11 protein-coding genes are annotated in these 12,973 nt (G+C 68.7%); 5 read left to right on the plus strand and 6 right to left on the minus strand.

Going from position 1 to position 12,973, the window contains the following annotated elements; genetic code table 11:
* Positions 1 to 68: 68 nt before the first annotated feature.
* The 6 genes from carB to carA form a co-directional block, all read right to left on the minus strand.
* On the minus strand, positions 69 to 3,389 hold the full coding sequence (carB, locus tag ACP2AH_RS09220) for a carbamoyl-phosphate synthase large subunit (protein ID WP_425105524.1): 3,321 nt from the start codon (positions 3,387 to 3,389) through the stop codon (positions 69 to 71).
* Positions 3,390 to 3,581: 192 nt separating this feature from the next.
* Positions 3,582 to 4,079 (minus strand): cupin, encoded by a 498-nt coding sequence (locus tag ACP2AH_RS09225; protein ID WP_425105525.1) that lies wholly within the window; start codon positions 4,077 to 4,079, stop codon positions 3,582 to 3,584.
* A gap of 55 nt (positions 4,080 to 4,134) precedes the next feature.
* Positions 4,135 to 5,640: a UdgX family uracil-DNA binding protein gene (locus tag ACP2AH_RS09230; protein ID WP_425105526.1), complete on the minus strand. Its 1,506-nt coding sequence runs from the start codon at positions 5,638 to 5,640 to the stop codon at positions 4,135 to 4,137.
* The gene (locus ACP2AH_RS09235; protein ID WP_425105527.1) at positions 5,637 to 6,851 is read right to left on the minus strand and encodes a putative DNA modification/repair radical SAM protein; all 1,215 of its coding nucleotides are present in this window, start codon (positions 6,849 to 6,851) and stop codon (positions 5,637 to 5,639) included. The genes ACP2AH_RS09230 and ACP2AH_RS09235 overlap by 4 nt, the downstream gene beginning before the upstream one ends.
* A 115-nt stretch (positions 6,852 to 6,966) precedes the next feature.
* Positions 6,967 to 7,401, minus strand: coding sequence for a hypothetical protein (locus tag ACP2AH_RS09240; protein WP_425105528.1), 435 nt, complete (start codon positions 7,399 to 7,401; stop codon positions 6,967 to 6,969).
* Between the two features lie 169 nt (positions 7,402 to 7,570).
* Positions 7,571 to 8,773 carry a glutamine-hydrolyzing carbamoyl-phosphate synthase small subunit gene (gene carA, locus ACP2AH_RS09245; RefSeq protein ID WP_421700349.1) on the minus strand — a complete coding sequence of 401 codons (1,203 nt, stop codon included), beginning with the start codon at positions 8,771 to 8,773 and terminating at the stop codon, positions 7,571 to 7,573.
* A 253-nt stretch (positions 8,774 to 9,026) separates the two neighbouring features.
* Between carA and ACP2AH_RS09250 the strand changes: the two genes are divergently transcribed.
* From ACP2AH_RS09250 to ACP2AH_RS09270, 5 genes are all read left to right on the plus strand, one after another.
* Positions 9,027 to 9,482: a GatB/YqeY domain-containing protein gene (locus tag ACP2AH_RS09250; protein ID WP_425105529.1), complete on the plus strand. Its 456-nt coding sequence runs from the start codon at positions 9,027 to 9,029 to the stop codon at positions 9,480 to 9,482.
* Positions 9,483 to 9,523: 41 nt separating this feature from the next.
* Entirely contained in the window at positions 9,524 to 10,246 is a 723-nt protein-coding gene (locus tag ACP2AH_RS09255) for an AzlC family ABC transporter permease (RefSeq protein ID WP_425105530.1), read from the plus strand.
* Positions 10,243 to 10,551 (plus strand): AzlD family protein, encoded by a 309-nt coding sequence (locus ACP2AH_RS09260; RefSeq protein WP_425105531.1) that lies wholly within the window; start codon positions 10,243 to 10,245, stop codon positions 10,549 to 10,551. Before ACP2AH_RS09255 ends, ACP2AH_RS09260 begins: the two co-directional genes overlap by 4 nt.
* Before the next feature lie 107 nt (positions 10,552 to 10,658).
* Positions 10,659 to 12,599, plus strand: coding sequence for a DNA primase (gene dnaG / locus ACP2AH_RS09265; RefSeq protein WP_425105532.1), 1,941 nt, complete (start codon positions 10,659 to 10,661; stop codon positions 12,597 to 12,599).
* A 175-nt stretch (positions 12,600 to 12,774) separates the two neighbouring features.
* Positions 12,775 to 12,973, plus strand: a 199-nt coding sequence (locus ACP2AH_RS09270) for an RNA polymerase sigma factor region1.1 domain-containing protein (RefSeq protein WP_425105533.1), incomplete at its 3' end; no start/stop codon positions are given.

Consider the following 12,973-nt stretch of genomic DNA (forward strand, 5'->3'; position numbering starts at 1 on the left):
CCGCGCGGGCTTGGTCCGGTCTGCCGTGAACCCGAGGCGCCGCGAGGCGCCATCGGGCCCGGTCCGGGTTAGAAGTAGTCCTGCAGGGCGCGCACTTCCAGATCGCCGCCAATATAGGCCTTGATTCCGCGCGCCGCCGCGATCGCTCCCGATAGCGTGGTGTAGTACGGCACTTTATGCAAGAGGGCCGCGCGGCGCAGCGAACGCGAGTCCGCGAGCGCCTGCGCGCCCTCGGTCGTGTTGAACACGAGCTGCACCCCGCCATTCTTGATGGAATCGACGATATGCGGCCGTCCTTCCAGCACCTTGTTGATCTTGGTGCTGGGCACGCCGTTTTCCGCGAGGAAGCGCTGTGTGCCTGACGTGGCGATCACCTTGAAGCCGAGCGAGACCAGAAGCCGCGCCGTATCGAGGATGCGCGCCTTGTCGGCCTCGCGCACGGAGATGAACACCGTGCCCGAGGTCGGCACCTTGGTGCCGCCGCCAAGCTGGCTCTTGGCGAAGGCGACGGCGAAGGAGCGGTCGAGCCCCATCACCTCGCCGGTGGAGCGCATTTCCGGGCCGAGCACCGTGTCGACGCCTGGGAAGCGGGCGAAGGGGAACACCGCCTCCTTCACCGCCACATGGTCGCCGGCGAAGGGCTTGAGACCGAAGGAGGCGAGCGCCTCGCCGGCCATGACGCGGGCCGCGATCTTGGCGATGGGCTGGCCCACCACCTTGGCGACGAAAGGCACGGTGCGCGAGGCGCGCGGGTTGACCTCCAGCACGAAGATCTTGCCGTCCTTGATGGCGTACTGAACGTTCATCAGGCCGCCGACCTCAAGCGCCAGCGCCATCTTGCGGGTCTGGGCTTCCAGCTCCGCGATGGTCTCGGCGCTGAGCGAATAGGGCGGCAGCGAGCAGGCCGAGTCGCCGGAATGGATGCCGGCTTCCTCGATATGCTCCATGATTCCGCAGATGAAGGTGTCCTTGCCGTCGGCGAGGCAGTCGACATCCACCTCAATGGCGTCGGAGAGGTAGCGGTCGAACAGCAGCGGGTTCTTGCCCAGCAGCGTGTTGATCTGCCCGGTCTTGTCGTTGGGGTAGCGCGCCTTGATGTCGTTCGGCACCAGCCCCGGCAGCGTCTCCAGGAGGTAGTCGCCGAGCTGGCTCTCCTCATGGATGATCTGCATCGCCCGCCCGCCCAGCACATAGGAGGGGCGCACGACGAGGGGGTAGCCGAGCTCGGCCGTCACCAGCCGGGCCTGCTCCACGGAATAGGCGATGCCGTTGGCCGGCTGGCGCAGCTTCAGCTTGTCGAGCAGGCTCTTGAAGCGGTCGCGGTCCTCGGCGAGGTCGATCGCTTCCGGCGAGGTGCCGAGGATCGGAATCTCCGCCTCTTCCAGCGCGCGGGCGAGCTTGAGAGGGGTCTGGCCGCCGAACTGCACGATGACGCCGTGCAGCGTGCCGGCGGAGCGCTCGCGCTCCAGGATCTCGATCACGTCTTCCGCGGTCAGCGGCTCGAAATAGAGCCGGTCGGAGGTGTCGTAGTCGGTCGACACGGTCTCCGGGTTGCAGTTGACCATGATGGTCTCATAGCCCGCATCCTTCAGCGCGAAGGCGGCGTGGCAGCAGCAATAGTCGAACTCGATGCCCTGGCCGATGCGGTTCGGCCCGCCGCCGAGAATGGCGACCTTCTTGGCGTTCGAGGGTCGCGACTCGTCGGCCGGGACGCCGGCGAAGGGCATCTCGTAGGACGAGTACATATAGGCGGTGGGCGCGGCGAATTCGGCGGCGCAGGTGTCGATGCGCTTATAGACCGGGCGCACATCGAGCGCCCGGCGGCGTGCCGACACCTCGGCCTCGGTAAGGCGGGCGAGGCCGGCGAGGCGCGAATCCGAGAAGCCCATGGCCTTGAGCCGGCGGAAGGCGCCCGCCGTCTTTGGCAGCCCGTGCGCGCGCACCTTGGCCTCGGTGTCGACGATCTCGCGGATCTGTTCGAGGAACCACGGGTCGATCTTGCAGCCGGCATGGATGGCGGCGTCGTCGAGGCCGAGGCGCATGGCCTGCGCCACCTTGAGCAGCCGGTCCGGGGTCGGGGTGCCGAGCGCGGCGCGCACCGCGTTCTTGTCGTCGCCGAGGCCAAGGCCCTCGATCTCGATCTCGTCGAGCCCGGTGAGGCCGGTTTCCAGCGAGCGCAGCGCCTTCTGCAGCGATTCCTGGAAGGTGCGGCCGATCGCCATCGCCTCGCCGACCGACTTCATCGAGGTGGTCAGGGTCGGCTCGGCGCCGGGGAACTTCTCGAAGGCGAAGCGCGGAATCTTGGTGACGACATAGTCGATGGTCGGCTCGAACGAGGCCGGGGTGGCGCCGCCGGTGATGTCGTTGGCGATCTCGTCCAGCGTGTAGCCGACGGCGAGGCGCGCGGCGACCTTGGCGATGGGGAAGCCCGTCGCCTTGGAGGCCAGCGCCGATGAGCGCGAGACGCGCGGATTCATCTCGATGACGATCATCCGGCCGGTTTCCGGATCGATCGCGAACTGCACGTTCGAGCCGCCGGTCTCGACGCCGATCTCGCGCAGCACGGCGAGCGAGGCGTCGCGCATGCGCTGATATTCCTTGTCGGTCAGCGTCAGCGCCGGGGCGACGGTGATGGAGTCGCCGGTATGGACGCCCATCGGGTCGATATTCTCGATGGAGCAGACGATGATGCAGTTGTCCGCCTTGTCGCGGACGACCTCCATCTCATACTCCTTCCAGCCCAGCACGCTCTCTTCCACCAGCACTTCATTCGTGGGGGAGGCGTCGATGCCGCGCTCGATGATCTCGATATATTCCGACTTGTTGTAGGCGATGCCGCCGCCGAGCCCGCCCATGGTGAAGCTCGGGCGGATGATGGCCGGCAGGCCGACTTCTTCCAGCGCTTCCAGCGCCTGCGGCAGGGTCTTGATCTGGCGCGAGCGCGGCGTGTCGAGACCGATCTTGGTCATCGCGTCGCGGAACAACTCGCGATCCTCGGCCTTGTCGATGGCCTCGGCGGTGGCGCCGATCATCTCGACATCATATTCGTCGAGCACGCCCATCTTGCGCAGCGACAGCGCGCAGTTCAGCGCGGTCTGGCCGCCCATGGTCGGCAGCAGGGCGAAGCCGCCGGAGATCGCGTGGCGTTCCTTGGCGATGATCTTGGCGACGATCTCCGGGGTGATCGGCTCGATATAGGTGGCGTCGGCCAGATCCGGGTCCGTCATGATCGTCGCCGGATTGGAGTTGACCAGCACGACGCGATAGCCCTCGGCCTTCAGCGTCTTGCACGCCTGGGTGCCGGAGTAATCGAACTCGCAGGCCTGCCCGATGACAATGGGGCCGGCGCCGATGATGAGGATGGTGGAGATATCTGTGCGTTTCGGCATCGGATCCCGTGCGGCTCGCGCATTGGTCCGGGCGCACGAAAAAGGACGCGTTGTGCGACGCGTCCTTGGGCGGACCCGGATTGAACTTTCTGGGCGAGGTCACGCCCCGCAATTGGGGGCTTCCCTTAAACCAGATTCCCTCGGGGGGGAAGAGTTGAGTCGGAAGGTAGCCCTGCGCGCCGCGCGCGGCTCTCATCCCTTCCACAGACGCGTGAGCGGCCCCTGCGTCCCCTCGACCGGATCGCCGGCCGGCAGGGGCACCTGCGCAACAGCATCGCGCGCGCGGCCGAGCGCGGCGGCGTCGGGCTTTTCGATCGCGTAATCCTGCCCCGGCGGGTAGGCGCCGACGATCACGAGATCGGGGCTGGCGGAAATCCGCTTATGGCCGGTGCCGGCGGGCAGCACCAGCACATCGCCGGCCGTCAGCTCCAGTTCCGCCCCTCTTTCGCCGCCAATGAGAAGACGCGCCGATCCGCGGGCGAGGGCCAGAGTCTCATGCGCGGTGGAATGAAAGTGGTGGAAGTCGAACACGCCGTCCCGCCAGCGGCAGTCCCAGCCATTGGCGGTGAGGCGCCGCTCGATCTCGTCGGCATTGGCGGGCAGGGCGGCGCGATAGATCAGGACCGGAAGCGTCGGATTGTTCGGCACGCCGCCGGAAGGCGGGAACAGGCGGGCTTCGGGGACGGTCATGGCGTTCTCCGGTCTGGCCAGGCTCAACCGCCTGCCGCGCCACCCGGTTCCCCGCTCACGCCGCCTCCGCCAGCGCCTTCGCCGCCGCGAGATCGGCGACGAAGGCGGAATAAGCCTCGCGGCGCGCAGCCTCCTCCGGCAGGCGCAGCAAATAGGAGGGGTGGAAGGTGAGATAGCCTTCATGCGCGCCCAACCGGTGGGGGCCGCGCTCGCGCGTCACCGCCAGCGCCGTGCCGGTCAGCGCCAGCGCCGCCGTGCCGCCGAGCGCGACGACGAGGCGCGGGCGGACGAAATCCAGCTCCTTCTCCAGCCACCAGCGATAGTGCTTCACCTCGCCGGCGGTCGGCTTCTGGTGCAGGCGGCGCGTGCCGCGTGGCACGAATTTGAAGTGCTTCACCGCATTGGTGAGATAGACCGCGTCGCGGCTGAGCCCCGCCTCGGCCATCGCCTTCATCAGCAATTGCCCGGCCGGGCCGACAAAGGGGCGCCCTTCCTCGTCCTCCTGGTCGCCCGGTTGCTCGCCCACCAAAGCGAGCCGCGGGTGGAGCGGCCCTTCGCCGAGCACGGCACGGGTGCCGCCGGCGACGAAAGCGGGCGAGGCGGTGATGAGGGCGTTCAATGCCTCAAGGCTGCTTGGCGCCTGCTGCGCCATCGCCGCCACCGCCCTTTGCGGGTCGCGCTTGCGCGGCGCGGCGGCCTCGCGCGCCAGCATCTCGGCGACGCGGGCGGGGGCGCTCTCAAGAAGGCCGGGGATCAGCCGCGCTTCCGGGAGATTCGGCCAGTATTTCTTCGGCATCTCGGTCCTCATCATCGACGGGTTGGCGCGAGCCGGGTTGAAGGCGCTGGCGTAATAGGCGAGCCAGCCTTCCTCGAAGCCGTCGCCCTCCGGCAGAGTGGGACGGCTTGCGGGCGGGCCGAAGGCGAGCGTGTGGTCTTTCCAGCCGACCGTGCCGTGCGGCGTGAGAATCGCCCAGTCCATGGCGGGAAAGCGGGTGCGGAAGAACGGCGCGGCGGCCTCCAGAATGAAATGCTCCGGCTCAAACCAGGCGAGGTAGCGCTCGCGCCCGTTCTCCGTGCCCAGCGCCTTGAAGCGCACGAAGGCGTGCATCTTGTGAATGTCGCGGCGCACCGCCTTCGCCATCCGCCCGAGACGATGCACCAGCGGGTCGGCCGGGTTGTCGGCCAGCTGCCGCTCGCCCTGCGTCACGCGCCAGATCAGCGCGTAGAGCAGGGCGAAGCGCGCGGGATCGCGGTGGCAGAGCACGAGATCGGCCAGCGTCGCGACGGCGCGTGGCAGGGAGAGGGCCGGCGCGCCGCCGGACGCCATTCCCGGCGCCTCGGCTGGCGTGATCGCCGGCCCAGGGGTGCCGAACAGGTCGGTGCCGCCGGCCTCCATGGCCGGCTCGCCCGGCCCCGCCATCCGCCACACCACGTGCGCCGGCGGCACCTCTGCCACCACCAGCGCCCGCACGGCCGCACGGAATCCGGCGCGGTCGGCGCCGAAGCGCAGCGCCACCTCGCGAATGTCGCCCGGCGTGCCGCGCGCCGCCGCCACGCTCACGCGAACAGCTCCAGCTGGCGCGCCGGCGCGGCGAGGCGGGCGCGCAGATCGGCGCGGTCGGTGAGTTTGAGCGGGTGATGGTCGGCGGTGATGAGGAAGGCGCGCGCCCGTCTCACGCCCGTACTGACGCGCGCGATATCGTCGAGCGTCAGCCTTGTCTGGCGCCGGGCGCGGAGGATGCGCTCCACCGCGCGGGCGCCGAGACCGGGCACGCGCAGCAGCGCCTCGCGGTCGGCGGCGTTCACATCCACCGGAAACTGCTCGCGGTGCTTCAGCGCCCAGGCGAGTTTGGGGTCGATGTCGAGATCGAGCATGCCGCCCGCACCGCCCGCGGCGATCTCGTCGACGGAGAAGCCGTAGAAGCGCAGCAGCCAGTCCGCCTGGTAGAGCCGGTGCTCGCGGCGGAGCGGCGCGGCCTTCACCGGCAGAACGCGGCTGGCCTCGGGAATGGCGCTGAAGGCGGAGTAATAGACGCGCTTGAGGCCATAGCCGCCATAGAGGCCGGCGCTGGTCTCCAGCACCGCCGCATCGGTGGTGGCGTCGGCGCCGATGATCATCTGCGTGCTCTGGCCGGCGGGAGCGAAGCGGCGCTTTTCCGCGCGCGCCTCGGTGATGCGCTCCTGCATCTGGCCCATCGTCGCCTTGATGCCGGGCGCGTCCTTTTCCGGCGCCAGCGCCTTCAGGCTGATGTCGGAGGCGAGTTCGACATTGACCGAGAGCCGGTCCGCCCACAGCCCGGCCTGCTCCACCAGCCAGGGGCTGGCCTCGGGAATGGCCTTGAGGTGGATATAGCCGGCGAATCCATGGTCCTGCCGCAGCCGGCGGGCGACGAGCATCATCTGCTCCATCGTGTAATCGGGCGAGCGGATGATGCCGGAGGAGAGGAACAGGCCCTCTATGTAATTGCGCTTGTAGAAGCCGAGCGTGATCGCCACCACTTCCTCGACGCTGAACCGCGCCCGCCGCACATTGGAGGAGCGCCGGTTGATGCAATAGGCGCAGTCGAACAGGCAGTAATTGGTCAGAAGGATTTTCAGCAGCGACACGCAGCGCCCGTCCGGCGTGTAGGAATGGCAGATGCCCATGCCGGTGGTCGAGCCGATGCCGTCCTTCTCCGCCTTGCGCCCGCGCGCGCCCGAAGAGGCGCAGGAGGCATCGTATTTCGCGGCGTCGGCGAGGATGCCGAGCTTGGTCTTCAGAGTGTCATCCACGTGGAATTCCTCCCACGTTCACTTTATGTTCCCTGTTTGATCGTATCAACCCACCAAAAATACCGTCGGCTGTTCCGCCCCGCCGGAACGGGGCGGCGCGCTTGGGCGAGCGGGCTCACTTCGCCTTTTTGAACAGACCGCAGGACACCGCGTTCCAGGTCGGCAGCGCGTCGACCCAGCACAGTTCGAGCTTGTCGTCGACAAGGCGGCCCTGCACTGTCCCGCTGTCACCGGACATCAGGATTTCGCGGTTGTCGAAGCGGATGACGCCGACCAGCGCTTCGCTCTTGCCCTGCGGCCCGGTGGCGTGGCCGTGGAAGGCGCGGCCTTCCTGCGCGTCGATGGTGTAGACGAAGGCCTGGGCGGGCGTGCCGAAGGTCGGCTTGGGCAGGTCGTCGAAATATTTGTTGCTGGTGCCGACGCGGGCGGCGGCGAAGTCCTCGTCGGCGAGCTGCCAGGTGCCGGTGAGGTTGGGCGGGCTGTCGGCGCGGGCCGCGCCCGTGGCGAGGACGGAAAGGCTGAGCGAGGCGAGGAGGAGGGCGGTCTTCATGGCGGGCTCCCGAACGCGGCGGCCCTTTGGCGCGTCGCCATCCGGCCGCGCGCGGCGCGGGCAGGGCCGCCGCCGGGCTCCCGCGCCGCCCGCATGGTGACAGGCCCTGATGCCAGCGCAATGACCCTCACCGGCGCGGCGGCCGGCGAGGGTCTGCGCGGGCGGCGTGTCACGCCGCCTTGTTCTTGGCGATCAGCTCGACGAAGCGGTCGAACAGATAATGGCTGTCCTGCGGGCCGGGGCTGGCTTCCGGGTGGTACTGCACCGAGAACACTGGCTTGTCGGTCAGCGCAATGCCGGCATTGGAGCCATCGAACAGCGAGACATGGGTTTCGGTGGCGCTGGCCGGCAGGCTGTCGCGGTCGACGGCGAAGCCGTGATTCATCGAGGTGATCTCGACCTTGCCGGTGGTCATGTCCTTGACCGGGTGGTTCGCGCCATGGTGGCCCTGGTGCATCTTCACCGTCCGCCCGCCGACGGCGAGTCCGATCATCTGGTGGCCGAGGCAGATGCCGAAGGTCGGCACGCCGCGATCGATGATCTCGCGGATGACCGGCACCGCATATTCCCCCGTTGCCGCCGGATCGCCGGGGCCGTTGGAGAGGAACACGCCGTCCGGCTGCAGCGCCAGGATCTCCTCCGCCGTGGCGGTGGCGGGCACCACCGTCACCTTGCAGCCGGCGCGGGCGAGCAGGCGCAGAATGTTGCGCTTGATGCCGTAATCGACGGCGACGACATGGTGCGCCGGGGCGGTCTGCTGGCCATAGCCCTGCGGCCAGCTCCAGGTCGTCTCGTCCCAGTTGAAACGCTGGGCGGTGGTGACCATCGGCACCAGGTCCATGCCCTCCAGCCCCGGCCACGCGGCCGCTTCCGCCTTCAGCGCGGCGAGGTCGAACTGGCCGTTCGGCGCGTGGGCGATCACCGCGTTCGGCATGCCGCCGTCGCGGATCAGCGCGGTCAGCGCCCGGGTGTCGATGCCGGAAATGGCGATGATGCCGCGCGCCTTCAGCCAGGCGTCGAAATGCCGTGTGGCGCGGTAATTCGACGGGTCGGTGATGGCGGAATGCAGCACCACGCCGCGCACACCGGAGGCGCCGGCCATGGAGACGGTTTCCACGTCTTCCTCATTGGTGCCGACATTGCCGATATGGGGGAAGGTGAAGGTGATGATCTGCCCGGCATAGGACGGATCGGTCAGCACTTCCTGATAGCCGGTCATGGCGGTGTTGAAGCAAACTTCGCCCACCGCGTGGCCCGTGGCGCCGAGGCCGAAGCCTTCGAGGACCGTGCCATCGGCCAGGACGAGGACGGCGGTCGCGAGCGGCTCGGCCCACACGTCATCGCCGGAGTGCTGTTCAGCGCTACCGTTCATTGATCTTGTTCCCTGTCATCGTGTGCCCTAATTAGTCCGTTGCCGCGCCGGATGCCAGCCTCCACACTGCGTATCTGGCCCACGAATTGCGGATGGCTGCGCCCGGCTCCGGTGCGCGGCGCCATTCGCGACCGGGCGGCGACCGCCGGAGGGGGCCGAAACCCCGCAGGTGAAACATCCATTGGCGCGTGCGGCGTGCAGCCCCGAATCGGGCGCAGATGCTGACTCGCGGATTTCAGGAAGGCTGGCCGACGTGCTGCGCGACGACATCAACACCTCGCTGAAAGAGGCCATGAAGGCCCAGGACAAGCGCCGCCTCGGCACGCTGCGCCTCGTCAATGCCGCGATCAAGGACCGCGACATCGAAGCGCGCGGCCATGGCAAGGACCCGCTCTCCGATGAGGAAGTGCTCGGGCTGCTGACCAAGATGATCAAGCAGCGCGAGGAATCGGCAAAGGTCTATGAGGAGGCCGGTCGCGCCGACCTCGCCACGCAGGAGCGTGAGGAGACCGTGATCATCCAGTCCTTCCTGCCGGTGCAGATGACCGAGGCGGAGGCGCAGGCCGCCATCGCCGCCGTCATCGCCGAGATCGGTGCCCATGGCCTCAAGGATATGGGCCGCACCATGGCGGCGTTGAAGGAACGCCACACCGGCGTGATGGATTTCGGCAAGGCGAGCGGCACGGTCAAGGCGCTGCTCACCGCCTGAGCCGGCCTCCCGGCCGGCTTCCCCTTGCGCGCGTTGGTGCCATGTCTTCAGCCTCCCCTCCGCCCGCGCCGGCCACGCTGACCCTTGCGGGATGCGGACGCGGGGCACGGGCGATCGTCGCCGTGCTGCCGCCGGTCTTCGTGTTCGGCATCGCCTTTGGCATCGCTGCGCGCGGGGCCGGGCTGGAGGGCTGGCTGGCGGCACTGATGAGCATGGCCGTCTTCGCCGGGGCGGCGCAGTTCGCGGTGCTCGACCTGTGGACCAGCCCGGTGCCGTGGCTGCCGCTCCTTGTGGCGACCTTCGCCATCAATGCCCGCCACATCCTGCTCGGCGCCTCGCTGCGGGCGCTCTGCCGGGGGCTCTCGCCGTGGAAGGTCTATGGCGCGATGACGCTGCTGAGCGATCTCAACTGGGCGGCGCTGATCGCCGCCGAGCGCAGGGGCGAACGCGATCTCGGCTATCTCGTCGGGGGCGGCCTGCTGATGTGGGTGACCTGGGTGGTGGCGACCATCATCGGCGCGGTCGCCGGCGGGCTGACACTGGACGATGTGAAGACCTACGCGCTCGATCTGGTGCTGGTGGCCTTCTTCGCCACCACGCTGGTCGGGCTGCGGCGCGGGCGGGTGGACGATCTGCCCTGGCTGGTGGCGGGCGCTGCCGCCATGGGCGCGGTGTGGTTCCTGCCGCCGAACTGGCATGTGATGGTGGGCGGCCTCGCCGGCGGGCTGGCCGGCCTCATCCGAGACGAACTGAAGCGCTCATGAGCACCTCGCAGGCGCTGCTCGTCGTCTTCGCCATGGCGCTCGTCACCTATGCGACGCGGGCGGGCGGCATTTTCCTCGTCGGCTTCGTGCCGATGTCGGCCCGTACCGAGAATTTCCTGCGCTATCTCGCCGGCGCGGTGCTGGTGGCCCTCGTTGTGCCGGCGACGGTGCGCGGTGGGCCGGAGGGCTATGTCGCGGTCGGCGTCGCCATTCTCGCCCGGCTGATTTTGCGCCAGGCGCTGCCGGCCATCGCCCTCGGCATCCTCGCGGCGGCGCTTTGGCGTGCCTATATGGGAGCGAGCTGAGGCTGGGGACAGCGGGGACGGCGCCGACCGTGGGCACGGTTCTTGCCGCGGCGCCCTCTGATGCTGCTAGGCTTTCCGGCCGCCCTAACGGTTGAGTTCACCTCTCCATGCGCTACCCGCCCTCGTTCCTCGACGAGATACGTGCCCGCCTCCCGGTGTCGGAGGTGGTGGGCAAGCGCGTGCAGCTGAAGAAGCAGGGGCGCGAATGGCGTGGCCTGTCGCCGTTCAACCCGGAGAAGACCCCCTCCTTCTATGTCAACGACCAGAAGGGCTTCTACCACTGCTTCTCCTCCGGCAAGCATGGCGACCATTTCGACTTCCTGATGGAGGTGGAGGGCCTGCCCTTTCCCGAGGCGGTGGAACGGCTCGCCTCCATGGCTGGCGTGCCGATGCCGGTGCAGTCGCGCGAGGAGGAAAAGCGCGAGAGCCGTCGCAAGACGCTGTATGAGGTGATGGAACTCGCCGCGCAGTATTTCGAGGCGACGCTACAGGGCCGCGCCGGTGCCAAGGGGCGGGGCTATCTCGCCGATCGCGGCCTCGGCCCTTCGGTGCAGAAGCGCTTCCGAATCGGCTACGCCCCGCCGGACCGCTTCGCGCTGAAAGAGGCGCTGGGCGGGCGCGGCGTCCCCGTGGAAGATATGGTCGAGGCCGGGCTGCTGATTTCGGCCGAGGACATCGCCATTCCCTATGACCGGTTCCGCGACCGGGTGATGTTCCCCATCACCGATCTGCGCGGGCGCGTCGTTGCCTTTGGCGGGCGGGCGCTGGAGAAGGACGTGCCGGCGAAATACCTCAACTCGCCGGAGACCCCGCTCTTCCACAAGGGCGCGCTGCTCTACAACGCCTTCAACGCCCGCACGGCGGCGCATAACGGCGCCGCCGTTATCGCGGCGGAAGGCTATGTCGACGTGATCGCCCTGGTCGAGGCCGGCTTTGCCGGGGCGGTGGCCCCGCTCGGCACCGCGCTGACCGAGGAGCAACTGGCGCTGTTGTGGAAGATGGCGCCCGAGCCGGTGCTGCTGTTCGACGGCGACAAGGCCGGGCGGCGCGCCGCCTTCCGCGCGATGGACCTCGCTCTGCCGCACCTCAAGCCCGGCGTCAGCCTCTCCTTCGGCTTGCTGCCCGAGGGGCAGGATCCGGACGATCTGGTGCGCGCTGGCGGGCGCGAGGCGGTGGACGCGGTGCTGGCGCAGGCCCGGCCGCTGGCGGATGTGCTGTGGGCCCGCGAAATCGAGACCGCGAGCGTCGACACCCCCGAGCGCCGGGCGGCGCTGGAGGCGCGCATCGGCGAGATCGTCAAGGTGATCGGCGACGAGACGGTGCGCAAGCATTACCGCGCCGAGCTGATGGAGCGCTTCCGCCGCCTGTTCGCCCCGTCCTCGGGGGGCGGGGAGGGCGGGCGGCGCTCGGCCAATGACTATTCCGGCTATTCCGGGCGTGCCGGCGCAAAGGGCGCGCGCCGGCCGGGCAACGGTCGCGGCGGGCCGGGCCGACCGGCCGGCGAGGCGATGCGCCGCTCGGCGCTGGTGCGCGGGGCCGCGGCGGAAATGCCGCGCAACGAGGCGCTGCTGCTGTTCGCGCTCATCAACCATTCCTGGCTGATCGACCAATATGCGGAAGAGCTTGCCGGGCTTGCGCTGCAGAACAAGGAGGCGGCGGAACTGCGCCGCGCCTTGCTCGACGCGCATATGGACGGCGACACCGAAGCGCCGGAGCGGCTGACCGCGCGGCTGGAGGCGCAGGGACTGGCGCCGCTGGTTGAGCGGCTGGGGCGCATGGCGGTGGCCCGGCACGACTGGCCGGCCTTTTCCGATGCCGGCCGCAGCGATGTGGAGTTGTGGTGGCACCAGCGGCTGGTCTTGCACCGGCGCGGCCATGCCCTATCTAAGGAACTGAAAGAAGCCGAGAAACGCCTGGCGGAAGAGCCCACGGAAATGAATTGGGCGCGCTTTCTCGACGTACAAAGTCAGCTCGCGGCACTTGACGGAACCGAAGCTTTGGTAGAGGGGTTCGGCGCCGCGTCGGGTCGACCGGGGCGGTCGATGTAAGGTCCCTTCGGGCTGCTCGCCCGCGCGTCTTTCGGGCGCGTGGTGCGCGTAGCCCTGTTTGCGTCTCTCGCCTGCCACTGCGCGGGGCGCCGGGTTGAACGATCGAAGGGCGGTGCCGCAAGGACGCCGTCGCACGCCGGGACGCAGGTCTGCGGCGCTTGAGGAGCACAAACGCATGGCGAAGCAGGCAGCGGAAGCGACGGAAGCCCCCGAGAAGGACGGCGACACCCCGGACAGCCCGTTGCTGGACCTTTCGGACGCTGGCGTCCGGAAGATGATCAAGCTCGCCAAGAAGCGCGGTTACGTGACTTATGACGAGCTGAACGAGGTTCTCCCCTCCGAGCAGAACACCTCCGACCAGATCGAAGACATTT

The organism is Ancylobacter sp., from assembly GCF_965249975.1.
Taxonomy (GTDB): Bacteria; Pseudomonadota; Alphaproteobacteria; order Rhizobiales; family Xanthobacteraceae; genus Ancylobacter.

What these genes read in the sequence shown, in the direction of transcription:
- carB (WP_425105524.1), bottom strand. Translation starts at nt 3,389, where the DNA reads ATGCCGAAACGCACAGATATCTCCACCATCCTCATCATCGGCGCCGGC.
- ACP2AH_RS09225 (WP_425105525.1), bottom strand. Translation starts at nt 4,079, where the DNA reads ATGACCGTCCCCGAAGCCCGCCTGTTCCCGCCTTCCGGCGGCGTGCCG.
- ACP2AH_RS09240 (WP_425105528.1), bottom strand. Translation starts at nt 7,401, where the DNA reads ATGAAGACCGCCCTCCTCCTCGCCTCGCTCAGCCTTTCCGTCCTCGCC.
- carA (WP_421700349.1), bottom strand. Translation starts at nt 8,773, where the DNA reads ATGAACGGTAGCGCTGAACAGCACTCCGGCGATGACGTGTGGGCCGAG.
- ACP2AH_RS09255 (WP_425105530.1), top strand. Translation starts at nt 9,524, where the DNA reads ATGTCTTCAGCCTCCCCTCCGCCCGCGCCGGCCACGCTGACCCTTGCG.
- ACP2AH_RS09260 (WP_425105531.1), top strand. Translation starts at nt 10,243, where the DNA reads ATGAGCACCTCGCAGGCGCTGCTCGTCGTCTTCGCCATGGCGCTCGTC.
- dnaG (WP_425105532.1), top strand. Translation starts at nt 10,659, where the DNA reads ATGCGCTACCCGCCCTCGTTCCTCGACGAGATACGTGCCCGCCTCCCG.